Raw genomic sequence first — 24,953 nt, forward strand, 5'->3', positions numbered from 1 at the left:
ATTCCAACAAGGGAGTTGACATGCGAATCACCAAGCGCCGCACCCTCGCGGCCCTCGCACTGCCGGCTGCCGCAGTGATCGCCCTGGCCGGATGCACCGGCGACGACAGCGGCGAGACGACTGGCGGCGACGACACGTACGCGAAGCTGACCCTCGGCATGACCGCCGATCTCACCGGAGGCTGGGACATCGTCGACCAGCCGCCCTATCAGAGCTGGGGCATCGAAGCGGTCTACGAGCCGCTCGTGCGCTGCCTGCCCGGTGGGGAACTCACCGCCGCCGCCGCCGAGTCGTGGGAGATCAGCGAGGACAACCGCTCGTTCACCGCGACGCTTCGTGAGGGCGCCACCTACTCGGACGGCACGCCCGTCGACGCCGAGTCCGTCGCCGCCTCGTACGACGTCGTGAAGGAGACCGCATCCGACCGATACGGCGACATCACCTACGAGATCGCCGATCCGCAGACGATCACCATCTCGTGGCCGGAACCGCAGCCGCTCATGAACGTTCGCGTGTGCTCGCCGTACCTCGCGAGCATCGACTTCATCGAGTCGGATGACCGCGACACGAGCCCCGTCGGCTCGGGACCCTACACCTACGACGCCGCGGCCAGCACGCCCGGCTCCGCCTACACCCTGGTCAAGAACGACGACTACTGGAACACCGACGCCTACCCGTACGAGACGCTCGAGCTGCGTGTGCTCGAGGACGAGACGGCGAGCCTGAATGCGCTGAAGACCGGCCAGATCGACGGAACGATCATCTCGGCGACCACGTATGACGAGGCCGAGAGCTCGGGGATGGAGATCACCGGGGTACAGGCAGGGCTGCTGATGATCCACCTCACGGATCGTCTCGGCGAGGTCATCCCCGCGCTCGGAGATGTGCGGGTGCGTCAGGCCATGAACATGGTGATCGACAAGCAGGCGGTCGTCGACCAGCTGTGGGACGGCCACGCCGAGCCCATCTGGCAGCCGTTCCAGCTCAACAGCCAGGCGATTCTCGACATCGACGAGCCGTACCCCTACGACGTGGAGGAGGCGAAGGCGCTCATGGCCGAGGCCGGCTACGAGGACGGCTTCACGATGACGATCCCCACCATGGAGGGTCAGGGCTGGACGGTCATCATTCCCTACCTGACTCAGCAGCTCGCCGAACTCAACATCACGCTGGAGCAGGATGCGCTGAGCGGCCCTGACGCGATCGCGACGCTTCTGTCCGGCGACTACCCCGTGCCCGTGTGGCAGGTCGGCGGCCAGACGTCGGTCGAGGACATCACCGTGCACGTGCTCGACACCGGATTCTGGAACGTGCTCCACCAGCCGAACGAGACGATCGACGCGCTCTGGGAGGAGATCGTGACCGGCGACGAGGCGCAGCAGATCGCCGCGCAGCAGGAGATCAACCAGTACCTGGTCGACAACGCCTGGTTCGTGCCGATCCTGTCGCCGTACAACTACTACGCCTACAACGCGGACAAGGTCACCGTCACCGACGTCAGCGACCCGAACGGCCTCCACCCGAAGCTGATCGACTTCCAGTAGGCCACCGGCGGTCGAGGTTCAGGTTCCACCATGCTTCTCATGATTCTCAAACAGCTGGCGCGCGCCGCAGGCGTGTTCCTGGTCGTGACCTTCGCGACATTCGCCCTGATGTACGGAAACGGCGAAGGTGTCGCGCGGGCCACGCTCGGACTCAGCGCGAGCGCCGAGGACGTGCAGCGGCGCGTGGTGGAGCTGGGCCTCGACCGCCCCCTCCTCGTTCAGTACCTCGACTGGCTCGGCGGCGTGTTCGCCGGCGACCTCGGGCGGTCGTACTTCACCGGCCTCGATGTGACGACAGCGCTCGAGGTGCGGGTGCCGGTCACCCTGTCGCTCGTCATCGCCACGCTGCTCCTCACGATCGTCGGGAGCGTGCTGATCGGCGTCGCGGCGGCCTACTACGGCGGGTGGATCGACCGGACGGTCCAGTTCCTCGGCGGTGTCGGGGCGGCCATCCCGCCCTTCATCGTCGCCGTCGTTCTGGTCCTCTTCTTCGGTGTGGAGTGGCCGCTCTTCCCCGCAACCGGCTACATACGACCGGAGGAGAGCTTCACCGGCTGGCTCTACTCGATCACCCTCCCGGTCGCGGCGCTGCTGGTCGGCACGATCGCCGGCGGGGCATGGCAGATCCGCGGCGCTGTGCGCGACATGCTGTCACGCGACTTCGTCCGGACACTCCGTGCCCGTGGCATCTCGGAGCGAGCGGTTGTCCTCCGACATGTCCTGCGCAGCGCGTCGGGCCCGGGGATCATCGCTTTCGGACTGCTGGTGATCGGGATGCTCGGCGGCACGATCTTCGTCGAGCGGGTCTTCGCCCTGCCGGGGATGGGGCAGCTCGTCACCCAATCCGCCCAGGCGGGTGACATCCCGATGGTGATGGGGTCGGTCCTCGTCACGATCGTGATCGTCCTCGTCGTGAACGTCGCCGCAGACCTGGCCAACTCCCTGCTCAACCCGAAGGCGAGGAAGCGATGAGCTCCGCACCCGACACCGTCGCGATCGTCACGACCCTCGCGCCCAGGCCGAAGGCCCAGCCGGTGATCGTCCGGATCTTCCGCCACCCGATCGGTGCGATCTGCACCGTCTACGTCCTGCTGGTCGTCGTGCTCGGCCTGCTGGCGCCCGTCCTGTCGCCGTACGACCCGAACTTCACCGATCTCGGCAGCACGAATGCCCCGCCGTTCAGCCCCGATCACATCCTCGGCGGCGACGGTTCCGGCCGGGACGTTCTCGCGCGGCTGCTGTTCGGCGCCCGCGAGATGCTGCTCGCAGTCGTTCTCGTGGTTTCGGTGTCTCTCGTCATCGGCGTGACCGCCGGCCTCGTCGCCGGATACTACCGAGGCGCCGTCGAGCGGGTGGCCGACTTCGTCGCGGATTCGATCATGTCGCTGCCCGGCATCGTCCTGCTCATCGCCCTCTATGCGCGGACCGGTCCCAACATGGTCGTGGCGATGATCATCTTCGGTGTGATCATCGCTCCCACCTACTTCCGGCTCGTACGTGCCGTGGTCGTGACGGTGCGGACCGAGCTGTTCGTGGACGCGGCGAAGGTCGTCGGCCTCTCGGACGTCCGCATCGTCGGGCGACACATCCTGTGGGCGGTCAGCGGTCCCGTGGTGATCCACTCCGCCGGAATCGCCGGGGCAGCGATCGGCATCCAGGCGGGCTTGGATTTCCTCGGGCTCGGCGACCCGCGGATCCCGACGTGGGGTCGGGTGCTCGAAGAGGCGTTCCAGAACATCTACCGCAACCCGCTCGGCGTGCTGTGGCCTGCGCTCGCCATCAGCGTCACGATTCTCGCGTTCGTCCTGCTCGGCAACGCCTTGCGCGACGTCCTCCAGCCTCCGGGCTCGGCCCACGACTTCAAGCGGTCCCGTCGGCGGGCGCTCGCGAGAGACCTGCGCTCGGCCGCGCCTGAGGCCGCCCAGCCGACGGACGATGTCGTGCTGTCCATCCGCGACCTCAGGATGGGATACCCCAGTGGGCCCGACACGGTGCGGGAGGTCCTTCACGGCGTCGACCTCGACCTCCACCGCGGCGAGATCCACGGACTCGTCGGCGAGTCAGGGTCGGGGAAGTCGCAGATCGCATTCTCGATCCTGGGCATCCTTCCCAAGGAGGCGATCGCGCTCGGCGGGAGCATCGTTGCCGACGGTCGGGACCTGCTCCGCGACCGCGAGGCGCTGCGCGCGGCCCGCGGCAGGCGCATCGGCTACATCCCGCAGGAGCCCATGTCGAACCTCGATCCGTCGTTCACGATCGGCGACCAACTCGTGTACGGGCTCCGTGCCGCGCGCAGCATGTCGAAGAAGCAGGCGCGAGAGCGCGTCCACAGCTTGCTCGTGCGTGTCGGAATCCGTGACGCGGACCGCGTGATGAAGCTCTTTCCGCACGAGATCTCGGGCGGGATGGCGCAGCGCGTGCTGATCTGCGGCGCCGTTGCCGCGGACCCCGACATCATCGTCGCGGACGAGCCCACGACGGCGCTCGACGTGACCGTGCAGGCCGAGGTGCTGGAGCTGCTTCGCGAACTCAGCATCGAGCGGGGCCTCGCGATGGTGCTGGTGACCCACAACCTGGGAGTCGTGGCAGACCTGTGCGCGACCGTCAGCGTGATGAGGGAAGGCGAGATCGTCGAGCGCGGCGCGGTCGAGAAGATCCTCGCCGATCCCGAGCACCCCTATACGAAGGAGCTCCTGAGTTCTTCGCAGAGTGTCGAGCTGATGGAGGCGGGATCATGAGCGAGCCGATCCTCGAGGTCGAGGACCTCGTCGTTCGCTTCGGAGCGGGCAAGTCGCAGACCACCGTGATCAAGGGTGTCTCGTTCGACCTGCACGCCGGCGAGACGCTGAGCATGGTAGGGGAGTCCGGCTCCGGCAAGACCACGATCGGGCGGGCGATCCTCGGGCTCGCGCCCGTGTCGGAAGGGCGGATCGCGTTCAAGGGCACCGAGATCCACGCCGCGCGGCGTCGAGACCGCCGCAAGTCGTCGCGCGATGTCCAAGTGGTGTTCCAGGATCCATACTCGAGCCTGAACCCATCGATGCAGATCGAGGACATCCTCGCCGAGCCGCTCGCCGCGGCCGGGATCAGCGGCGGCCGCCAGCGTGTCCGCGGACTTCTGGACGCTGTGGGGCTGCCGTCGGACTCCGTGAACCGCTACCCCCGCGAATTCTCCGGCGGACAGCGGCAGCGCATCGCGATCGCGAGGGCGTTGGCGATGGAGCCGTCGGTGATCATCTGCGACGAGCCCACGAGCGCGCTCGACGTCACGACTCAGGCGAAGGTGCTGCAGCTCTTCAAGGAACTACAGGAGTCCACCGGCGTGGCCTACCTGTTCATCAGCCACGACCTCGGCGTCGTCCACAGCATCAGCGACCGGATCGCCGTGCTGTACCGCGGCGAGATCGTCGAGCTCGGGGACGCGAAGCAGGTCGCGATGGACCCCGCGCACCCGTACACGCGCAAGCTCCAGATGGCAGCACCGGTGGCCGACCCGGTGCTCCAGCGCGAGCGGCGCGAGGCACGCCTCGCCGCGATCGGGGCGGCAACCGATGACTGATGCCGCCGTGGCGCCCAGCACGACGGCCGTGAGCGCCGAGACGCAGCCCATCGTCGCCGGCTTCCACCCCGACCCGACCATCTGCCGGGTGGGAGACGACTACTACCTCGCGCACTCGAGCTTCGAGTACTTTCCCGGCGCGCCCATCTTCCACAGTCGCGATCTGGTGTCCTGGAAGCAGATCGGGAACATCCTCACCCGCAGGTCGCAGTTCCGCGCCGGCACGTCCGGCCCGTCGACGGGCATCTACGGATCGACGCTGCGCCATCACGACGGGCGGTTCTGGTTCGCGACGACGAATGTGAGCGACTTCTCCTCGGGGCAGGTGATCGTGCACGCGACCGATCCCGCCGGCCCCTGGAGTGAACCCGTGTTCGTCTCCGAGGCGATCGGCATCGATCCCGATCTGGTGTGGGACGAGGACGGCACCTGCTACCTCACCTGGCACGTCCTCGATTTCAGCGTGGGTGGGCAGGAGATCCGCCAGGCGCCGATCGACCTGAGCACTGGCCGACTGCTCGAGCAGAGCTACCCGGTCTGGCAGGGAAGCGGGATGCCGATGGCCGAGGGTCCGCACGTCTATCGCATCGGGGAGCACTGGTACATCGTGCTCGCCGAGGGGGTACGGAGCGCGGTCACTGCGTCACGGTCGCGCGCGGACCGAGCCCTCGGGGCCCGTTCGAGTCCTGCAGCTGGAATCCCGTGTTCACGCATCGGAGCAGCGCGCACCCGGTGCAGAACGTCGGCCACGCCGATCTCGTGCAGGGGCCCGACGGGCGCTGGGCCGCGGTCTACCTGGGCGTGCGCCCCCGAGGTTCGACCCCGGGCTTCCACGTGCTGGGACGCGAGACCTTTCTTGCCGGGGTCGACTGGGTCGACGGGTGGCCGGTGTTCGACGAGGCGCGCTACTCGGTGGCGCCCGACGGCGATGGCTTCGTCGACGACTTCACGTCCCGCGAACTCGATCCGCGCTGGGTCGCCGCCGACAGCGAGCCCGGCGCGGTCGCACGGCTCGCTCCTGGTGGCGGCCTGCACTTCTCGGGCTGGGGTGCAGCTACCGACGTGCTGTGCACGCGGGTGAAGGACTTCGCCTGGCAGGCCGACGCGACGGTGGAGACCTCCGGCGCGATCGGGCTCCGGCTCGACGACCGTCATTGGTGTGCCGTCGTCTTCGAGGAGGGCCGGGCGAGGGCGATCGTGCAGATCGGGGACATCCGCCAGCAGTTCGGCGAGCTCGAACTCGGCGGTGAGTCCGCGAGTCTGCGGATCTCGACGACATTCCCGCACTCCGCCCCGGTGCCCTTCGGCTACGCCGGGCCGGACGATGTCGTGCTCTCAGCGCTCCGCGACGGCGAGGCGGTCGAGATCGCCCGCCTCGACGGCCGATACTTCTCCACCGAAGTGGCGGCCGGGTTCACTGGACGCATGCTGGCGGTGGGTGCGCCCTCGCCCGCCGGCATCGTGCGGTCGGTGACGTATCGTCCGACAGCGGGGTGACCGTTCGCGTGGCCTGCGCTTGCGCAAAAGCGCGGGAATCGGCTGACCCGCGACGGTGGGCGTCGTAGTCTGAAACCCCCACCGTTCGCGGCGTTGGTGCGCCTGGGTCTTCCGGCAGCGCGCAGGGGTATGAGAAGGCTCCCAATGTCGCACGACACTCGTGGCGCGCGCACCGGCCAGACCCGGACCATCCGGGTGCGGCGGCACCGAACCCACCATCGCCGAGCAACGGGTCATGCACCGTTCCCGCGCCTCGGCCTCAGTGTGCTGGCCGCGGCGATCTTCGTCTCCATGTCCACGGAGTTCCTGCCCGGCGGGCTTCTCCCCGACATTGCGGAGACGTTCGATCGGCCCGTGACGCAGGTCGGACAGCTCGTCTCGGTGTTCGCGGCCGCTGTCATCGTCACGACGACGCCTCTCGCGATCGCGACCAGGCGGCTGCCGCGCAAGCCTCTCGCGATCGTCGCGCTCGCGGGCATCGCGGGCGCGACGACTTTGACCGCGCTCGCCCCGACCTTCGAGATCCTCCTCGTGGCCCGCGTGCTCGGGGAGTCGCGCACGGCCTGTTCTGGGCAGTCGCGGCTGCCTATGCGGCGGACCTCGTGCCGGCGGCGCAGTTGGGCCGGGCGACGGCGATCACCGCCGCCGGCGGCTCGGTCGCCGGAGTGCTGGGCGTGCCCCTCGGCAACCTGCTCGGGCAGGCGTTCGGCTGGCGGGCGGCATTCGGCGCGCTCGCCGTCGTGGCCGGTGTGGTCGTGGTGCTCATCGTGCTGCTCCTGCCGCCCGTCTCGCCGACCCCCGCTCCGCAGAGGAGTGCGAGGGCCACCCGAACGGACGCTGCAGCGCAGTCGGCGCTGCCCGGCATCCTGCTCGTGTGCCTGATCATCCTCTTCGTCGTGATCGGCCAGACGACGTACGGGACCTACTCGGTGGTGTGGCTCACCGACGTCGCCTCCCTCGAGCCCACAGCCATCCCTCTCTTCCTCTTCGGCACCGGGCTCGCCGCCTTCGTCAGCGTGACGTTGATCGGCCGCCCGGCGGATCGCTTCCCGAACACCACGGTCGTCGCCGGGGTGGCACTGGTCGTGGTGCTCAACGTCGCGCTCCCGCTCGCGGCGGGGTGGGGGCTGGTTCCGCTGATCGTCGTCGCGCTGGGGCAGGCCATGGCCTTCGCGATCGTGCCGCCGCTCCTCCAGATCCGCATCATGCGCCTGACACCGCCCCGCCAGCGATCCTCCGCCGCCGCGCTGCAGACCACGGCCTTCAACATCGCGATCGGCGGGGGCGCCGTCGTCGGAGCGGTCGTCGTGGGCGCCTGGGGGCTCGCCGCGCTGCCGTGGGCGGCCGCACTGACCGTCGCCGTGGGTCTGTGCGTGCTGTGCCTCTCGACCCTGGGCTCGCCGCGCGGCCGAACTCCGGGGAGCAGGCGGCCGCAGACGGGCCGTGAGTCGCTGAACCGAGCGGGATCGGACCGACCTCGCTTTCGACGCGGTCCGGCCGCCATCGTTCGCGCCACCAGATCCGGGTGCGGGACGTTCCAGGCTGGAGCCCTGCGAGAGGGCCGGCCGGGTAGGACTTGCCGGCGACCTTCGGATCTCCTACGAGGTCCGTGTCCATCACTGCGGGGGCGCCGACCGGCTCTTCGAAGCCGGCATCGACGAACGAACACGGGGCAGGTCCGTTCCGCCGAACGCGTGGGCTGAGGCGCCCCAGCGCGAGTCAGTCCTGCGTCTCGACGCCGCCGGTCGCGGTGGACGCCAGCTCAGGGGCATCCGTCTCGCTGCCGTCGGCCGCCGCACCGCGGCCGGACACGCGCGTCGCGCGCTGCTCGGCCTCGAGGCGCTCGGCCTCCTCGCCTCCGATGGCCTCGCCGCGGGCGACCAGGCCGGCCACGTCCGACAGGGGGATCTCCTTGAGGAACAGCGACAGCACGAACGCGATCGCGATGAACGGCAGCACGTACCAGAACACGGGCGCGAGGGCGTCGGCGTAGGCGTTCACGATGCCGTCGCGCACGACCTCGGGCACCTGGTCGAGGGCCTGCGGGTCGAGGGTCGCGGTCGCGTTCGCGGCGTCGGAGGCGGATGCCCCGGCCGACGTGAACACCCCGGTGAGGCCCTCGGTGAGGCGCGTGGTGAAGATCGTGCCGAACACCGCGGTGCCGAGCGCCGCGCCGACCTCGCGGAAGTAGTTGTTGGTGCTGGTCGCGGTGCCGATCTGCGCGGCGGGCACCGCGTTCTGCACCACGAGCACGACGACCTGCATGATGAGGCCGAGCCCGGCGCCGAACACGAACAGGAACACGCAGATCAGCCAGACCGGGGTCTCGGCGGTGAGCGTGGTCATCGCCGCGAGCGCGACGCCCGTGACGAGCGTGCCGAGGATCGGGTAGAGGCGGTACCTGCCGGTCTTCGTGATGAGCAGGCCCGACGCGATCGACGTGCCCATGAGGCCCGCCATCATCGGCAGGAGCAGCAGGCCCGAGACCGCGGCCGAGGTGCCGGTCGACATCTGCAGGAACGTCGGGATGAACGCGATCGCCGCGAACATCGCGATGCCGAGCGACATGCCGATCGCGGTGGCGTTCACGAAGATCGGGTTGCGGAACAGGCCGAGCGGGATGATCGGATCGGCCGCACGCGCCTCGGTGAGGATGAACGCGCCGATGGCCAGCAGCATCCCGAGACCCCAGGCCCACGTGGCGAGCGAGTCCCAGCCGTGGTCGCCGTCGCCGCCGAACTCGGTGAAGAAGATGAGGCAGGTCGTCGCGGCCGACAGGAACAGCACGCCGAGGATGTCGATCGGCGCGGTCGCCTTCTTAGCGGGGAGCTTCAGCGCGACGAGCGCGATGACGAACGCCGCGATGCCGATCGGGATGTTGATGTAGAACGCCCACTGCCAGGTGAGGTGGTCGACGAAGAAGCCGCCGAGCAGCGGGCCTGCGACGGCCGAGATGCCGAAGATCGCGCCGAGCGGGCCGAGGTACTTGCCGCGCTGGTTGGCGGGCACGATGTCGGCGATGATCGCCTGCGAGAGGATCATGAGCCCGCCCGCGCCGAGGCCCTGCATGGCGCGGAACACGACGAAGCTCCAGAAGTCGCCCGCGAAGGCACAGGCGGCGGATGCCACGGTGAACAGCGCGATCGCGACGAGGAAGAGGTTCCGCCGACCGAGCACGTCGCCGAACTTGCCGTAGATCGGCATGACGATCGTGGTCGCGAGCAGGTACGCGGTCGTGATCCAGACCTGGTGCTCGACGCCGCCGAGCTCGCCCACGATGGTCGGCATCGCGGTCGAGACGATCGTCTGGTCGAGGCTCGAGAGGAACATGCCGGCGATGAGGGCGCCGAAGATGATCCAGATGCGCCGCTGCGTGAGCAGGAAGGGCGCGTCGGTGGTCGTGGTCATGCGAGGGTCCGTTCGGGTCGTGCGGCTCGTGTGGTGAGGGCGGTTCGTGTGGTGAGGCTGGTGAGATCGGATGCGACCCGGCGGCGTCGGCGGGAGCGGAAGGTGCGAGCGAGGCGGCGTCAGGGACGCAGCGCGTCGCGGGCGGCGGCGAGCCGGCGCCGGTAGAGGGTGCGGAAGTCGGCCTCCGACTCCTCGAAGAAGTACTCGGTGATGGTCGGGCGCATGAGCGCCTCCAGGACGTGGACGAGGGCTGCGGCTCGCAGGTCGCCCGGTGCGACCCCGGTGCGACGCTCGGTGAGCTCGATGTCCTCGCGCTGGCCCTGGAGGGTCCAGTCGATGACGTGCGTGACGAGTTGCGGCTCGCGCTCGAACGCCCGCGCGATCTCGTGCGCCTCCGAGCGGTCGGTGTCCATGCGCTCCCAACGCGCGACCATGAGCTCGGCGAGGTCGTCGACCAGGTCGCCCGTCGGACCGCCCGCCAGGAACGCCTCGACGAGATCCGAGTCGTCCGTGCGCACCGGCACGCCGACGACGGCGTGCTCCTTCGAGGCGAAGTAGTTGAAGAAGGTGCGCCGCGAGACGCCCGCCTCCGAGCACACCTCCTCGATGGTGAACCCGTGGAGCCCGCGCGCCGCGGTCAGCCGGCGGGCCTCGGCGCGCAGCGCGCGCGAGGTCTCGGCCATGCGACGCTGCTGCGGGGTCGCGATTGCACTCTGGGACACAGAGTGCAGTGTTGCACTTTCAAGCCGAGAGTGCAAACGGCGCCACGGTGTCGCGCGGGGAGTTGCGCAACCGACTGGATCGTGCGCCGCGGACTTGGCAGAGTCGGTGGAGCGTGCGTCCCGCCCGGGTCGCACGCTGCTCCACGGGAAGGCGGCGGCGATGGCGCATCGGGCACTGGTCGTGCGCGGCGGATGGGACGGACATCGGCCGATCGAGGCATCCGACCTGTTCCTGCCGTTCCTGGAGCGCTCCGGCTACGACGTGCGCATCGAATCGTCGCCCGCGGTCTACGCCGACGCCGAGACCATGGCCGAGACCGACCTGATCGTGCAGTGCATCACTATGGGCGAGATCACCCACGAGGAGGTGAGCGGCCTGCGCGACGCGGTCGCCGCCGGCACCGGGTTCACCGGCTGGCACGGCGGTATCGCCGACTCGTTCCGGGCATCGGCCGACTACCTCCAGCTCGTCGGCGGCCAGTTCGCGGCCCACCCCGGCCGCGCGCCCGAACCGTCGGGCGAGCCGCGCGACGACGCGAACTTCCTCGACCACGTGATCGAGCTGACCGACCTCGGCCGCACGCACCCCGTCACGCAGGGCCTCGATGACTTCGCGATCACGACCGAGCAGTACTGGGTGCTGCACGACGATCTCATCGACGTGCTCGCCACCACCACGCACCCGGTGCGGCCCTGGCATCCGTGGCGGCGCCCGCTCACCTCGCCCGCCGTCTGGACCCGCGACTGGGGCGCGGGGCGCATCGTCGTCACGACGCCCGGGCACGACCCGGAGGTGCTCGACGACCCCAACGTGCGCACCGTGATCGAGAGGGGGATGCTGTGGGCGACTCGCACCGCGTCGGCATCGTAGGCCTGGGCAACATCTCGCGGGCGTACCTCGACACCCTCGCCCGGGTGCCGTCGGTGCGCATCACCGCGGTCGCCGACCTCGACCGCTCCCGCGCCGAGGCGGTCGCATCCGCCCTGCCCGAGGCCCGCGCCGCGACCGTCGACGAGCTCGTCGCGAGCCCCGACGTCGACACCGTGCTGAACCTCACCATCCCGGCCGCGCATGCCGACGTCGCACTCGCGGCGATCGCGCACGACCGCGACGTGTACGGCGAGAAGCCGCTCGCGGCCACGCTCGACGAGGCGCGTGCGATGACTGCGGCGGCGGATGCCTCGGGCGTGCGCCTCGGCTGCGCACCCGACACCGTGCTCGGCACGGGCACGCAGACCGCGCGGGCCGCGATCGACGGCGGACGCATCGGGCGTCCGCTCGCCGCGACGGCCGTGATGGTGACGCCCGGTCACGAGCGGTGGCATCCGAACCCCGACTTCTACTATCGGGCGGGCGGCGGACCGCTGCTCGACATGGGGCCGTACTACGTGGCCGCGCTCATCCACCTCCTCGGTCCGGTGCGGCGCGTCACCGGCATGTCGAGCCGATTGCGCGACGAGCGCGTGATCACCGGCGGCGAGCGCGCGGGCGAGCGCATCCGGGTCGAGGTCGCGACCCACGTGTCGGGCGTGCTCGAGCACGACGGCGGTGCGCTCTCGACGCTCACCACGAGCTTCGACGGCACCGCGACGACGGCCGCGCCCATCGAGGTGCACGGCGAGCTCGGCACCCTCTCGGTGCCCGACCCCAACCACTTCGACGGCGAGGTGCGTCTCGCGCCGCTGGACGACGCGGGCACGTGGCATCCGCTCGCCCCCGCCGCGGGCTACGTCGACGCGGCGCGCGGCGTCGGGCTGCTCGACTTCCTGCGGGCGGATGCCTCGCGGCCGGCCAGGGCCGGAGCCGACGTGGCGCTGCACAGCCTGGAGGTCATGACAGCCCTGCTCGAGTCGGCCGAGTCGGGGGAGCGGGCCGTGCTGACGACCACGGTCGAGCGACCGGTTCCCGTGCCGCTCGTGCCCGCCGCGGACTGGCGGCGCTGAGTCCCCTGTCTCTGCCCGTGGCCAGCCCATCGAGTCGTCATGAAGTGTCGCTTTGGGCCGCGAATACCGACATCTCATGACGACTCGCGGAGGGGGCGGGTGGGGGTACGGTCGGGGCATGGCGGTGCCGCGCGATACGGAGACGATCAGTCGCGACGAGGCGCGCCGCATCGCGGTGCGCGCGCAGCTGCTCGACGAGCCGCGCCCGACCGATCTGCTCGACTCGGTGCGGCACCTGACGTTGCTGCAGGCAGACATGACGGCGGCGATCGCGCCCGCGCCCGACCACATGCTCTGGAGCCGCATCGACGGCTACGAGCCCGACGACCTCATCACCGCGCTCGAGGTGGAGCGCGTGCTGGTCGAGCTGGAGGGGATGATCCGTCCGGCCGGGGACCTGCGGCTGTACCTCGACCGCATGCGCGCGTCGCCGCAGGGCGCCAAGGCACGCGACTGGCTGGAGGACAACGCGGAGTTCCGCGGCGACGTGCTCGCGCTGCTCGCCGACGAGGCGCCCCTCACCGCGAAGGAGGTGCCCGACACGAGCGTGATCGACTGGCCGTCGTCGGGGTGGAACGCCAACCGCAACGCCACGATGATGCTCGAGATCCTGGAGCGGCGGGGCGAGGTGGCCGTCTCCTCGCGCCGCGGGGCGACGCGCGTGTGGGACCTCGCCGAGCGCGTGCACCCGGCCGGCATCGAGGCGCTGCCCGAGGCGGAGGCGCTCGCCGAGCGCAACCGGCGGCGCCTGCGCTCGCTCGGGGTCATGAGGGTCGGCGCGTACGGGTCGCCCGGCGAGCCGCTCGACGTGGGCGACGCGGGCGAGGACGTGCGCATCGAAGGCATCCGCGGGCGCTGGCGCGTCGACCCGTCGGCGCGCGCGTCGCTGGCGGAGCATCCGTTCGCCGGCCGCACCGTGCTGCTCTCGCCGTTCGACCGGCTCGTGCAGGACCGCAAGCGCGCCGAGGCGATCTTCGGCTTCGAGTTCGCGCTCGGCATCTACACGCCGGCGCCCAAGCGCCGGTGGGGGTACTTTCCGCTGCCGATCCTGCACGGCGACCGGTTGGTCGGGAAGCTCGACGCGACCGCCGACCGTGCCGCCGGGCGATTCGTCGTCAACGCGATCCACGAGGACGAGCCGTTCGATGGGGCTCTGGCCGCAGCGGTCGACGCCGAGATCGACGCGCTGGCCGAGTGGCTCGAGCTCGAGCGGGGCTGAGGGACCGGCTCCCGTCAGGCGGGGATCGTCACGGCCGTGCCGCTCACCGTGATGCCCCCGCGCTCGGGCACGTGCACGCGCAGTAGGCTCGGCCGGCCCACATGCCGCCCCTGGTGGAGCACGAGGTCGGCGGGCGGGGCGACCGCGCCGGCGTCCCGCAGGAACGCGCCGAGCGCCGCGGCGGCCGCACCGGTCGCCGGGTCCTCGACGATCGTGCCGACCGGGAAGACGTTGCGCACCTCGAACTCGGCGTCGCCCCGGCGATGCGCCACGGTGACCGTCGCCTGCCAGCCCTGCGCGTCCATGAGCGCGCGCATCGCCGCCGGGTCGAACGCGACCCGGTCCAGCGCCGCCACGTCGGAGACCACGATGACCGGGTGCCGGTTGCCCGCGAACGCGATGCGCGGCGGCAGCGCGGGGTCGAGGTCGGCCTCGGTCAGGGCGAGCATGCCGAGCAGCTGCGCCAGCAGCGGGCCGTCGAACGGCTCGACCGCCGGCTCGACGCTCGTGAACGACGCCTCCATGCCGTCGGGCCCGGGCGCGGTCGTGATCGCCACCTCGCCGACGGGGGTGTCGAACGCGAGCCGTCCGGGTCCGTCGCGCTCGGCGAGCACCACGGCCGTGGCCACCGTCGCATGCCCGCAGAACGGCACCTCGGCGACTGGGGAGAAGTAGCGGATGCCGCAGCGCATGCCCTCGTCGTCGGCGCGCGCCGAGGTCACGAACGCCGTCTCCGCGTACCCGACCTCGGCCGCGATCGCGAGCATCGCCGCGTCGTCGAGCCCGCTCGCGTCGAGCACGACGCCGGCGGGATTGCCGCCCGCGGGGTCGGACGTGAAGGCGGCGAGGCGGAGCACGTCGGTCATGACGCCGAGGGTAGCCCGCCGACGTGGGCCGCGGCGCGGGCCGATCGGGAGAACCTGGCCCGGTCGGGCGTAACGTGGGTCGCATGGATCCCGCCGGTCGAGGGCGACGCGGGGGCGCCGGTGCACGCCCGGGCGTCCGGCTCGCGATCGCGGGCACCGTCGTGGCATCCGCCCTGCTCGTCGTCGTCGGCATCGCGCAGCTGCGCACGCTCACCTCGCCGCCGACCGGGCTCGCGGTCTTCGACCGGGAGGCGACGCCCGCCGACCGCCTGGAGGCGCCCGACGGCGAGGTCGACCTCGCCGAGGCGGCGACCCGCAGGCTCGGCGAGCTGCTCGGCTGGACCTTCTTCGGCACCCGCACGACCGACGGCGAGGTGTGCCTCGCGCGCACGGCGCCCGAGCAGGCGGTGCCGTTCGCCATCCGCTGCACGAGCGAGGACGCGTTCGCGGCCGAGGGCCTCACCGAGTGGCTGCGGCTCGACGACGTGCCGCTCGGCGAGCGGGTCGAGGGCGTCACCTTCCGCGAGGTGTTCGCGGTGCGCTGGGCGCCCGATGCGGCCATCGCGTGGGAGATAGTGCCCGCCTCCGAGGCCGAGCGGCGCGTGCGCATCGGCGTCGGGGTCATTCCGCTGCCGTGACGCACCATGACTCCACGCCGCGTTCACCTCGCGTTCGGCCGCGCGTGATGCGCTAGAGTCCCAGTCCGGCGGCCGACGGCGACCGCTCCCGCAGATCGAAGGACCAATCGTGACCACGCGCACGGCCGAACACCCCCGGCCGGATCACTTCCTGCTCCACATCTCCGACACCCACCTGCTCGCGGGCGGCGGCAGCCTCTACGACCGCGTGCCCAGCGAACGGCACCTGCGTCAGCTGTTCGACGAGTTCGAGGCATCCGGTGCCCGCCCCGAGGCCATCGTCTTCACCGGCGACCTCGCCGACCGCGGCGAACCCGACGCCTACGCCCGCCTCCGCCGCATCGTCGAGCCCGCGGCCGAGCGCGTCGGCGCCCAGGTGATCTGGGTCATGGGCAACCACGACGAGCGCCGCGCGTTCCGCCGGGGCCTGTTCGACGAGGTCGGCAGCGAGCGACCCGTCGACCGGGTCACCGACGTGAACGGCCTGCGGGTCATCACCCTCGACTCGACCGTGCCGGGCCACCACCACGGCGAGGTGACGGGCGAGCAGCTCGACTGGCTCGCAGAAGAGCTGTCGACGGATGCCCCGCACGGCACGATCCTCGCCATGCACCACCCGCCCGTGCCGAGCGTGCTCGACCTCGCCGTGAGCGTCGAGCTGCGCGACCAGGCGGCGCTCGCCGAGGTCGTCGAGGGCAGCGACATCCGCTCGATCATCGCCGGGCACCTGCACTACTCGTCGACGGCGATGTTCGCGGGTGTGCCCGTCTCCGTGGCATCCGCCACCTGCTACACGCAGGACCTCAACGTGCCCGTCGGCGGCACGCGCGGCCGCGACGGCGCCCGGGCGTTCAACCTCGTGCACGTCTACCCGAGCACCGTGCTGCACTCGGTCGTGCCGCTCGGCGAGTTCCCGGCGCTCGACTGGATCGACGCCGAGGAGTCGGCTGCGCGCCTCGCGGGCGACGGCATCGAGATCGCCGATGCGGCGACCCCGCCGGCGCCCGTCGAGCCGCCGCTCACGCTGCCGGTCACCGTGCTGTCGTAGCGCCCGTCGGTAGGGGCGATGCCGAGTCGCGGGTCGTCCACAGCGCGCGCGGGCACCCCGCCGCGTCGTGACAGGGTGGTCGGATGCACCGCACCGGACACCGCCGTCACGCCGCCGAGTGGGCCTGGGCCGGCGCCCTGGTGCTCGCGATCGCGGGGTACCTCGCGTTCCTGCCGACCGCGTTCGCCGCGGCAGAGCGCAGCGATGACGCCCAGGTCGCCGCGACCGAGGCGGCGGCCGTCGGGGCGCAGGAACGGCACGCGTTCGCGCTCGAGGCGGAACGTGCCGCGGCGGCGCGCGAGGCGGGGCCGGTGGCCGAACTCGTCGCGCTGCTCGACGACGGCGATGACGATGGAGAGATCGACGTGACGGCGCTCGCGGCGGCCGTCGACGAGCTGCACGCCGCCTGGGCGGGCACCGACCTCGCAGAGATGGCCACGGCTCGCGACGCACTGCGGACCGAGCTCGCGGCGTTCGCGGCCGAGGCGCACGAGCACGCGCTCGCCGCCCTCGACGACGCCGACCTGGCCGACGAGGACCTCGCCGACCGGGTCGCCGATCGGGCCGATCGCCTCGCCGCGGCGGTCGGCGCTCCGCAGACCGTGCTCGCGTACCGGTCGCTGCACGCGTCGATCGACGCGCTGCGGGAGTCGCACGACGCCGCGGTGGCGAAGGCGGAGGCGAAGGCGAAGGCCGAGGCGGAAGCCGCCGCCGCTGCGGCGGCCGCCGCCGCCGCAGGGTCCGGGTGGTCCGGGTCATCCGGTTCGACCGGAGCGTTCGACGCGAGCGACCTCGGCTGCTCCATCTTCAACCCCTGCTACGAGACCAACCCGGTCACGGTCACCGCGCTCGGCAACTACACGCCCGGCTGCTGGGGCTACATGAACGAGATCTACGACCAGTGGTTCGTCTGGGAGGGCGGCCCGGTCACGCTGAACTACTCGTTCGCGTACGACTACGAGAGCGGTGGCGGCGGGATCGTCGTCGTGCGCTGCATGCCGCAGCCCCCGGAGCCCGAGGCCTGAGCGGTTCTGGCTGCGCGCGGCTACTTGACCGGCAGCGTCACCGTCTGCTCGAGCGCGGTGACCTCGAGCGGCTCGGTCGTGGTGACGTAGGTCGGCGTCCAGAACACCGTCGTGTGCGGTGCGTAGTCCGCGGTGCACGCCGTGTCGGCGGGCAGCTCGGGCACGGTGATCTCGACCGCGTTGCCCTCGCCGGCTTCGGCGGTGACCGAGATGTCGGTGCCGACCCACGGGCATCCGGAGCTTCCCCAGATCGTGACGGCGAGCTGGCCGCCCTCCTCGAGCCAGAACACCTGCATGCCCGTCGACTCCGGGTCCTCGCTGGCGCGGTCGTACTCCTCGGGCACGCCGGCGTAGTCCTCGACCGGGCTGGTGCCCGGGTTGCAGGCGGCGAGCAGGAGCAGGGCGCCCGCGGCGATGCCGAGCGCGGCGGTGGTGCGGCGGAGCATCCGTCGGTCCATGCCCGTCAGCGTATCGCCGTGCGCGCTCCGGCGACAGGGGCATCCGCTCGCCCGGCCTCGGCGACCTCCTTCTCCCACGGCGCGGGAATCGGGAAGTACCGCTCGAGGAACTCGATCACGGCGGCCGTGCGCTGCTCGACCGAGATCTCGGGGAAGCTGCCGTCGTTCAGGCAGAACATGTCGTGGTCGCGGCGCTTCAGCAGCCGGCGCATCGCGGGCAGCGCCGTGCGCAGCGTCGTCTCGACGTACTTGACCGTCACGTCGGTCTGCGTCACCGCCCGCCCGGTCATGAGCGCGTAGTAGTGGTACAGCGAGTTGGTGACCGAGATGTCGGTCGCCGAGCGGAACCGGCTCGCGGCGGTGCGGCGGAAGTCGTCGGGGAACTCCGCCTCGAGCTCGGCGAGCACGCTCTTCCGCAGCGGCGCGGCGCAGTGCTCGAGGTGGCGGGTCGTGACCTTGCCGAACCGCTCGCGCAGCAGGCGACGGTTCACCCGGGCCGCGTTCTCGAACCCGCTGCGGCTCGGGTCGGACTCGCCGAGCCCGATGCGCGTGGTCGCCTCGACGAACTTCGTGACGCCGCCGGGGGAGAAGAACACGTCGGGCCGGAGGGGCCTGCCGAAGAACATGTCGTCGTTGGAATACAGGAAGTGCTCGCTGATGCCGGGGATGTGGTGCAGCAGGCTCTCGACCGCGTGCGAGTTGTGCGTGGGCAGCACTGACGGGTCGGGGAACATCGCCTCGCTCGGCACGATCGTCACGCGCGGGTGCTCGGCGAGCCAGCTCGGCGCCCCGGAGTCGGTGGCGATGTAGATGTGCCGCACCCACGGCGCGTAGAGGTACACCGACCGCAGCGCGTACTTCAGCTCGTCGATCTGCCGGAAGCGGGCCTCCGAGTCGTCGCCCGCGCCGACCACGTACTGCTGCATGCGCTTCGCGCGCTCGCGCTGGAACTCGTCGCTCGACCCGTCGACCCAGGAGAAGACCATGTCGATCTCGAAGTGCACGTCGCTCGCCAGCGGCGAGAACATGTGCTCGAGCGTCGGCCAGTCGCGGCCGAACCGGTGCACCGTGTCCTGCACCGCTTCGGCGCGCGGCAGCGTGCGGCGCATCAGCGCGTTCTCGAGCGGCGCGGTGATCTGGTCGTCGCCGAAGCGCCAGAGCTCGAGCTGCACGGCGGTCTCGGCGCCGTAGCGCAGGCGGCCGATCGGCTCGATGCGCGGCCGGTAGAGGCGCATCGCGCTGGCCTTGCGGTGGCCAGAGAGGTGCCCGTCGGCGAGCAGCACGGGCTCGACGTCGGCGACCTTGCGCGGCTCGATCGCCTGCGAGTAGAACGGCTCGTCCCAGAACGCGTCCGCGAGAGCCGCGGCGACCTCGCGGCGGCGGGCCCGGTCGACGGCGACGATCATGCGGTCGTCGTCGCCGCGCACCAGCAGGAACGGGATGGATGCGGCGTCGAGCGCCGACCCGATCGCGAGCAGGTCCTCGACCATCGACTCGTGCGGGGTGAGGTGCCCGTTGCGCAGTGCGTACAGGCCCTTGCGCATCACGATGTCGTCGCGCTCGAAGCGCGGGCGGCGATTGCCCGATCGGATGAGCACCAGCTCGGGGGCATCCACCTGCTGCGGTTCGGGGTCGGTCGTCACTGCACCTCGCGTCCATGGGTCCGGTCGCGCGGCGCGCGAATCGGTTGATTCTACGTCGCCGCGGCGACCGGCCCGCGCCCTGTCGCGCGACCGTCGACGCGCGTAGGCTCGGTGGTGGAGCAGCCATGGAACCCGACGACGAGCTCGACGCCCTGCGTGCGCGCCGGGGTGCGCTCGAGGCCGTGGTCTACGGCACGCCCGACGGGTTCGCGTCGGAGGCCGCCGGGGAGCTGCGCGACGTGCTGGCGCGCATCGCGGAGCTGGAGCGGGGGAGCGCGGCGGCCGTGCCGACAGCAGCGCGCGACGTCGAGCCCGACTCGGGGTCGCTGTTCGACGACCTGCTGGCGGATGCCGCCGGGCCGGTCGAGGCCGTCGAGCGGGCCGAGACGGCCGAGCTGTTGGGGCAATCCGACCAGACGGATGCCCCTGAGACGCCGTCTCCCGTGCCGCGCCGCCGACGAGGCATCCGTCGCGCCCTCATCGGCGGGGTCGCCGCGGTCGTGGCCGCCGCCTGGATCGCCGTGACGCTGACGCCCGCGCAGAGCACGGGGCTGGCGCTGTTCGAGCGCGAGCAGGTGGAAGCAGACCTGCTGCCGATGGCCGCGTTCCTCGGGGCGAGCGAGCGGCAGACCACCCGCCTCGTGGACGAGGAGTTGGGGTACGGGTTCTGGGCGTTCCGCGACCGGTCGGGGCGGGTGTGCCTCATCATGCTGCGGCCCGGCACGATCGACGGCGCCGACGCCGACTGCGCGGAGGAGCGCGCGTTCCTCGCCGGTGGCCTGAGCCTGGTGCTCGCGTACGAGCACGTGCCCGAGCGGATGCGCCCGGCCGGCATGCGCATGGGCGAGGTGCTGCGCATCATCTGGAACCCCGACGCCGACGGCGTCGAGTGGACCATGGACGCCGACGCCTGAGGCAGACTGGGAAGGGTCGACCCCGGGAGGCAGAACGTTGCGACCACTGACCGACGCCGAGATCCGCGACTCGCTCGTGAACGCCGTCGACGACGAGGCGGAGCAGCTGGAGCTGCCCCTCGACTACCCGCTCACCGAGTGGTCGGCGATCGAGTTCCTCGGCTGGCGCGACCCGAGGTTCCGACAGCGCGCCTACCTGGTGACCGTGCGCGAGGACCGGCCCGTCGGCATCGTGCTGCGCGCCGCGACCACCACCATGTCGCGCCGCCACTCGGCGATCTGCAACCTCTGCCACACCATGCAGCCGGCCGACCAGATCTCGCTGTTCTCCGCGCTGCGCGCGGGCGACGCCGGCCGCCAGGGCAACTCGATCGGCACCTACATCTGCGCCGACCTGTCGTGCTCGGGCAACGTGCGCCTGGGCGCCCCGCTCGCGCCGCACGAGGTGCGCGCCCCGGGGCAGATGGAGCGGCGCATCGCCGACACGCTGCGGCGCACCGAGGCCTTCGTCGACGAGGTGCTGGGGGCGGCCGCCGCCGAGCGCTAGGGTGCCGAGTGTGACCGACGAGACGCGCAGGCCGGCCTTCCTCGACTACTGGCGTGCACCGACCGCCGAGACCGTGGAGGCGAGTGCGATCGTCGCCGCCGCGGTCGCCTTCGTGGCCGCAGGACTCGGCATGCTGATCGTCGGCGGGCTCGACACCATCCCGATCACCGGCTGGGGGTCGGTCGCCGAGGTGTCGGCCTTCGCTGCGGCGATCTCCGCGGCCATCGCGTTCGGCATCGGCTACGTCGTGCAGGGCCTGCCGCTGAACCCGGCCTACGCCGAGCGCACGCCGACCTGGGCGCGCTGGGTCGACGCGCTCGCGCTCGCGTTCACGTCGGCGGTGCTGGTGCTGCTGCTCGTCGTCGGGCTCGGGTCGCTGCTCGGCGACGCGTTCCAGGGCGCCACGCTGTACGGCCTCACCGCCGCGCTGCTGGCCGGCGCGATCGCCGCCGTCACCTCGTACTTCACGTACCTGGTGGCCGCGGGGGTGTCGGCGAGCTCGATCGCGACGCTGCTGGCGTTCTTCCTCGTGAGCGGATGCCTCGGGAGCATGCTCACCGCCTCGGATCCGCTCTGGTGGGAGAAGAACCTCTCCGCCCTCGGCACGGTGCGCGACGTCTCCGGCTATGCGTTCGGCATCACGCTCATCCTCGGCGGGCTCGTGGTCACGGCGCTCGCGCGCTACATCGGCGGCGAGCTGCGGCAGTGGTCGACCGAGCGCGGGCTCGACGCGGAGCGGGGCATCCGCACCATCACCGGCGGCCTGGTGCTGCTCGGCATCTTCCTCGCCTGCGTCGGCATCTTCCCGGTCGACCTGCACTTCGGCATCCACAACACGGTGGCGTCGGGCATGGCCGTCGTCTACCTCGTCATCGTGATCGGCCTGCGCTGGTTCCTGCCCGGGTTCCCGAACGCGTTCCTGGTGCTCGGCTACGCGTTCCTCGGCATCATCTTCGTGACCGTGCTGTTCTTCTTCCCGTTCGGGTACTACAACCTGACGGCGGTCGAACTCGTCGCGGCGGGGCTCATCTTCAGCTGGCTGATCATCTTCATCCGCAACATCACCGCGTCGACCACCGACCGGCGGGTCGCCGAGGTGACGCGCGCGGTCGAGGGCGACCCGGCGGCCGCGCCCGTGCACGAGTACGAGGGGTGAGGTCTCCGCTCAGCCCGTGGTCGTCAGCGGCACCGGCTCGAGGGTGGGGCGCTTGGCGGTGCGGCCGTCGCCCGACGAGCGGCCGGTGAGGCGGCGGCCGATCCAGGGCATCACGAACTCGCGGTAGTAGGCGGCGGTGTTGCGGCTGCGACCCGCGGGTGGCGCGGCGGCGACCTCGGCGACGCCCCACTCGCCCGGCACGGGCACGCCGATCGCCGTGAGCACGTTGCTCGCGACCCGGGCGTGGCCGAGCGAGTTGAGGTGGAGCTTGTCGGCCGACCAGTAGCGGATGTCGCGCAGCCCGGCATCCGCCCAGTTGTTCACCGTGGTGACGCCCTCGAGCTCGCCCCAGCCGAATACCTCCTCGGCGAGTGCGTCGCCGCGACGGCCGAACACGCCGCCGAGCGGCAGGTGGTCGGTCGGGTTCGCGCCCGAGAGCAGCAGCACGTGGATGCCCGCCTCGCGCATGCGGTCGACCGCCCCGCGCAGGCGGCCCGCGACCTCGGGCACCGTGATCTTCGGGCGCAGGATGTCGTTGCCGCCGCCGTTCAGGCTGATGACCTCGGGGGCCAGCGCGATGGCCGGGTCGAGCTGCTCGTCGAGGATCGGGCCGAGCTTGCGGCCGCGGATCGCGAGGTTCGCATAGCGCACGGGTCCCGTCGCCTGCGAGGCCGCGTGCTCGGCGAGCCCGAGCGCGACGAAGTCGGCCCAGCCGCGCACCGTGCCGTCGGGGAGTTCGTCGCCGACGCCCTCGGTGAAGCTGTCGCCGATTGCCGCGTAGCTGTGGAACACCCGGCCAGACTAGCCGGACTGCGCCCGCTGCTCGGCGTCAGGCCGACCCGACGTGCTCGACCTCGCAGTCGGAGCCGGGGAAGATGAGGCTCTCGTGGCCGTCGTCGAAACGCACGAGGTACGGCGGTGCCCCGTCGTCGCCCCGCACCTCGAGGATCTCGCCGTGCCGTTCCGCCTGCCCGACCTGCTTGCCGTGGATGATGAGGCGCTCGCCCGTGACCGCATGCATCGTTGCATCCCCCTCCGCCTGCTCTCAGGGTACGCTCGGCGACTCGGCGCGGCCAGACCCCGGAGTCGCCTCGGCGGCGCCCGTCGCGAGGAGCGCCGCCCACAGGTCGGCGCGGGCGTGGAACGTCGAGAGGTCGCGGCCGAGCAGCCGCTCGGCGTGCTGCACCCGCGCGCGCACCGTGTGACGGTGCACCCCGAGGTCGCGCGCGGCGGCGTCGAACTGCCCGTTGCGCTCGAGCCAGGTGCGCAGGGTCGCGACCAGCGCCGTGCCCTCGGCGTCGTCGTGGGCCACGATCGGGTCGAGCGAGGCCCGGGCGATCTCGCGCGCGTCGGTGCCGGCGAGGGACGCGAGCACGCCCTGCCGCGCGATGTCGTCGAAGCGGACGACGCGCGGGTCGCGCGCCTCGGCGGCGCGTGCGTGCGCGCGTCGCGCCTCGTCGTGCCCTCGGGCCAGGTCGTGCCACGGCACGGGGTCGGCGACCCCGATCGCGACACGGAACGTGCGCGAGACCTCGTCGGCGAGCGGCCGGTCGGCCGGGTCGAGGCAGAGCAGGACGCGGTCCTCGTCGCAGGCGAAGAACAGGGCGCCCTCGCGGGCGTCGACCTGCAGCTCGAGCCACTCGACGAGGGCGTCGACCGACTCGGGCGCGGAGGCGACGGCCACGTGCACGGGCCCCGCGGGCAGCGGGCCCCACATCTGGCGGGCGAACGCATCGGGGTGGGTGGTATCGCCGCCGAGCAGCCCGTGCAGGAGCGCGGTGCGGAGCAGCCCGGTCGCCCGGTCGAGGTGGCGGTGCTGCTCGAGCGCGAGGCCGGCCATGGCGATCACGGCGGTCATCACCCCGCGCCCGGCCTGGTCGAGCCGGTCGGCGCCGCCCACGGCGAGCACGCCGCGCAGCGCGCCGCCGATGCCGAGCGTGTGCAGGCTCACGCGTTCGGGCCCGACCTGCACGATCACGCTCGCGCGCTGCCCGCGACGCAGCAGCTCGCGGGCGCCGTCGCGCACGACCTCGATGCCCGCTGCGTCGAGCTCGCCCGCCGGGTACTCGCGTTCGATGCGCCCGCCCGCGCCGACGAGCGCGACCCACGCGCCGAGCTGGCGCGACAGCTCGGCGAGCGTGGCGCTCAGCCCGTCGGGCCGGAGTGCCGCGAGCGCGAGCGCCCGCTGGGCCCCGAGCGCCCACGTGCGGCGTGCGTAGGCCTCGGCGGCGACATCGGCCGCCACGGCACGTTCGATCGCGATGAACGGGGTGGGGTAGGGCACCTCGACGAGCGGCAGGCGGCGCGACCGGCAGGCCGCGACGAGCGACTCGGGCGTGCCGTCGCGCAGCACCTCGGTGCCGAAGCCGAGGCCGACGACGCCGCGCTCGACCAGCCGGGCGACGTAGTCGTCGGCGAAGCCGGACTCGGCGCCCTCGAACTGCCGCCCGGTCGTGAGCAGCAGTCCGTTGCCGTCGAGGAACGGGGTCGGGTCGGCGAGGTCGGACGCGTGCGCCCAGTCGACCGGCGCGTCCAGCGCGCCCGCGCGCAACGCGTCCTCGTCGCCCACGAGCCGGAGGTCGAGCTCGCGGCGGTCGAGCAGGGTGCGCAGGGTGGGATGCATCGCGGGCTCCGGCGGTCGTCGGGCGGGGGCATCCGTACTGTACATCGCGGCGAGCGGTTAGCGCCTCGTTGTACACGGTGGACCGCCTGATTCACCTCGTGCGCGACCTACGATCGGTCGTGCCCGCGCCGACACGACGCAG

Annotated in this window: 22 protein-coding genes and 2 pseudogenes; 16 read left to right on the forward strand and 8 right to left on the reverse strand. The window is 71.7% G+C overall.

The window, feature by feature from the left end; genetic code table 11:
- Window positions 1-20: 20 nt before the first annotated feature.
- The 7 genes and pseudogenes from QUE38_RS10085 to QUE38_RS10110 all read left to right on the forward strand — a co-directional run bounded on the left by QUE38_RS10085 (window position 21) and on the right by QUE38_RS10110 (window position 8,303).
- A complete protein-coding gene (locus tag QUE38_RS10085; protein WP_286307910.1) occupies window positions 21-1,544 on the forward strand; it encodes an ABC transporter substrate-binding protein in 1,524 nt (507 codons plus the stop codon).
- A 39-nt stretch (window positions 1,545-1,583) separates the two neighbouring features.
- Window positions 1,584-2,516 carry an ABC transporter permease gene (locus QUE38_RS10090; protein ID WP_286307912.1) on the forward strand — a complete coding sequence of 311 codons (933 nt, stop codon included), beginning with the start codon at window positions 1,584-1,586 and terminating at the stop codon, window positions 2,514-2,516.
- Window positions 2,513-4,282 carry a dipeptide/oligopeptide/nickel ABC transporter permease/ATP-binding protein gene (locus QUE38_RS10095; RefSeq protein ID WP_286307914.1) on the forward strand — a complete coding sequence of 590 codons (1,770 nt, stop codon included), beginning with the start codon at window positions 2,513-2,515 and terminating at the stop codon, window positions 4,280-4,282. The genes QUE38_RS10090 and QUE38_RS10095 overlap by 4 nt, the downstream gene beginning before the upstream one ends.
- Window positions 4,279-5,103 carry an ATP-binding cassette domain-containing protein gene (locus QUE38_RS10100; protein WP_286307916.1) on the forward strand — a complete coding sequence of 275 codons (825 nt, stop codon included), beginning with the start codon at window positions 4,279-4,281 and terminating at the stop codon, window positions 5,101-5,103. The genes QUE38_RS10095 and QUE38_RS10100 overlap by 4 nt, the downstream gene beginning before the upstream one ends.
- Window positions 5,096-6,600: pseudogene (locus QUE38_RS10105) on the forward strand (family 43 glycosylhydrolase). The gene QUE38_RS10100 and the pseudogene QUE38_RS10105 overlap by 8 nt, the downstream one beginning before the upstream one ends.
- 291 nt (window positions 6,601-6,891) lie before the next feature.
- Window positions 6,892-7,086: pseudogene (locus QUE38_RS17595) on the forward strand (MFS transporter); the annotation flags it as partial.
- A 116-nt stretch (window positions 7,087-7,202) separates the two neighbouring features.
- Window positions 7,203-8,303 (forward strand): MFS transporter, encoded by a 1,101-nt coding sequence (locus QUE38_RS10110; RefSeq protein ID WP_350227464.1) that lies wholly within the window; start codon window positions 7,203-7,205, stop codon window positions 8,301-8,303.
- Window positions 8,304-8,319: 16 nt separating this feature from the next.
- Here QUE38_RS10110 and QUE38_RS10115 read toward each other — a convergent pair whose 3' ends face one another.
- Together QUE38_RS10115 and QUE38_RS10120 are read right to left on the reverse strand one after the other, a co-directional pair.
- Window positions 8,320-10,008, reverse strand: coding sequence for an MDR family MFS transporter (locus QUE38_RS10115; protein WP_286307918.1), 1,689 nt, complete (start codon window positions 10,006-10,008; stop codon window positions 8,320-8,322).
- 119 nt (window positions 10,009-10,127) lie between these two features.
- The gene (locus QUE38_RS10120; protein WP_286307920.1) at window positions 10,128-10,730 is read right to left on the reverse strand and encodes a TetR/AcrR family transcriptional regulator; all 603 of its coding nucleotides are present in this window, start codon (window positions 10,728-10,730) and stop codon (window positions 10,128-10,130) included.
- A gap of 160 nt (window positions 10,731-10,890) precedes the next feature.
- Between QUE38_RS10120 and QUE38_RS10125 the strand changes: the two genes are divergently transcribed.
- From QUE38_RS10125 to QUE38_RS10135, 3 genes are all read left to right on the forward strand, one after another.
- A complete protein-coding gene (locus QUE38_RS10125; protein ID WP_286307922.1) occupies window positions 10,891-11,601 on the forward strand; it encodes a ThuA domain-containing protein in 711 nt (236 codons plus the stop codon).
- Complete coding sequence (locus QUE38_RS10130) at window positions 11,571-12,674, forward strand: Gfo/Idh/MocA family protein (RefSeq protein ID WP_286307924.1); 1,104 nt, start codon at window positions 11,571-11,573, stop codon at window positions 12,672-12,674. The genes QUE38_RS10125 and QUE38_RS10130 overlap by 31 nt, the downstream gene beginning before the upstream one ends.
- Before the next feature lie 118 nt (window positions 12,675-12,792).
- Complete coding sequence (locus tag QUE38_RS10135) at window positions 12,793-13,893, forward strand: DNA glycosylase AlkZ-like family protein (RefSeq protein ID WP_286307926.1); 1,101 nt, start codon at window positions 12,793-12,795, stop codon at window positions 13,891-13,893.
- A gap of 14 nt (window positions 13,894-13,907) precedes the next feature.
- Here the strand turns inward: QUE38_RS10135 and QUE38_RS10140 are convergent, their stop codons facing one another.
- Window positions 13,908-14,759, reverse strand: coding sequence for a PhzF family phenazine biosynthesis protein (locus tag QUE38_RS10140; protein WP_286307928.1), 852 nt, complete (start codon window positions 14,757-14,759; stop codon window positions 13,908-13,910).
- A gap of 83 nt (window positions 14,760-14,842) precedes the next feature.
- On the opposite strand from QUE38_RS10140, the gene QUE38_RS10145 reads away from it, so the two are divergent.
- The 3 genes from QUE38_RS10145 to QUE38_RS10155 all read left to right on the forward strand — a co-directional run bounded on the left by QUE38_RS10145 (window position 14,843) and on the right by QUE38_RS10155 (window position 17,470).
- Window positions 14,843-15,397, forward strand: coding sequence for a hypothetical protein (locus tag QUE38_RS10145; RefSeq protein ID WP_286307932.1), 555 nt, complete (start codon window positions 14,843-14,845; stop codon window positions 15,395-15,397).
- A gap of 109 nt (window positions 15,398-15,506) precedes the next feature.
- Entirely contained in the window at window positions 15,507-16,445 is a 939-nt protein-coding gene (locus tag QUE38_RS10150; protein ID WP_286307934.1) for a phosphodiesterase, read from the forward strand.
- 83 nt (window positions 16,446-16,528) lie between these two features.
- The gene (locus QUE38_RS10155; RefSeq protein ID WP_286307936.1) at window positions 16,529-17,470 is read left to right on the forward strand and encodes a hypothetical protein; all 942 of its coding nucleotides are present in this window, start codon (window positions 16,529-16,531) and stop codon (window positions 17,468-17,470) included.
- Between the two features lie 20 nt (window positions 17,471-17,490).
- Here the strand turns inward: QUE38_RS10155 and QUE38_RS10160 are convergent, their stop codons facing one another.
- Window positions 17,491-17,928: a hypothetical protein gene (locus tag QUE38_RS10160; RefSeq protein ID WP_286307938.1), complete on the reverse strand. Its 438-nt coding sequence runs from the start codon at window positions 17,926-17,928 to the stop codon at window positions 17,491-17,493.
- 5 nt (window positions 17,929-17,933) lie between these two features.
- Window positions 17,934-19,544 carry a stealth family protein gene (locus QUE38_RS10165; protein WP_433996972.1) on the reverse strand — a complete coding sequence of 537 codons (1,611 nt, stop codon included), beginning with the start codon at window positions 19,542-19,544 and terminating at the stop codon, window positions 17,934-17,936.
- 152 nt (window positions 19,545-19,696) lie between these two features.
- Between QUE38_RS10165 and QUE38_RS10170 the strand changes: the two genes are divergently transcribed.
- From QUE38_RS10170 to QUE38_RS10180, 3 genes are read left to right on the forward strand one after another with little or no spacing between them, the layout of a single operon-like run.
- Window positions 19,697-20,485: a hypothetical protein gene (locus QUE38_RS10170; protein ID WP_286307940.1), complete on the forward strand. Its 789-nt coding sequence runs from the start codon at window positions 19,697-19,699 to the stop codon at window positions 20,483-20,485.
- Between the two features lie 37 nt (window positions 20,486-20,522).
- A complete protein-coding gene (locus QUE38_RS10175) occupies window positions 20,523-21,032 on the forward strand; it encodes an FBP domain-containing protein (protein ID WP_286307942.1) in 510 nt (169 codons plus the stop codon).
- A 10-nt stretch (window positions 21,033-21,042) separates the two neighbouring features.
- On the forward strand, window positions 21,043-22,188 hold the full coding sequence (locus QUE38_RS10180) for a DUF443 domain-containing protein (protein ID WP_286307943.1): 1,146 nt from the start codon (window positions 21,043-21,045) through the stop codon (window positions 22,186-22,188).
- 9 nt (window positions 22,189-22,197) lie between these two features.
- Here the strand turns inward: QUE38_RS10180 and QUE38_RS10185 are convergent, their stop codons facing one another.
- Genes QUE38_RS10185 through QUE38_RS10195 form a run of 3 tightly spaced genes read right to left on the reverse strand, consistent with a single transcriptional unit; the run spans window position 22,198 to window position 24,811 of the window.
- The gene (locus tag QUE38_RS10185; protein WP_286307946.1) at window positions 22,198-22,980 is read right to left on the reverse strand and encodes an SGNH/GDSL hydrolase family protein; all 783 of its coding nucleotides are present in this window, start codon (window positions 22,978-22,980) and stop codon (window positions 22,198-22,200) included.
- A gap of 37 nt (window positions 22,981-23,017) precedes the next feature.
- Window positions 23,018-23,209, reverse strand: a complete 192-nt coding sequence (locus tag QUE38_RS10190; RefSeq protein ID WP_286307948.1) for a DUF1918 domain-containing protein — start codon at window positions 23,207-23,209, stop codon at window positions 23,018-23,020.
- A 24-nt stretch (window positions 23,210-23,233) separates the two neighbouring features.
- Window positions 23,234-24,811, reverse strand: a complete 1,578-nt coding sequence (locus QUE38_RS10195) for a PucR family transcriptional regulator (protein WP_286307950.1) — start codon at window positions 24,809-24,811, stop codon at window positions 23,234-23,236.
- Between the last annotated feature and the right edge of the window lie 142 nt (window positions 24,812-24,953).

The organism is Agromyces mangrovi, from assembly GCF_030296695.1.
GTDB lineage: Bacteria > Actinomycetota > Actinomycetes > Actinomycetales > Microbacteriaceae > Agromyces > Agromyces mangrovi.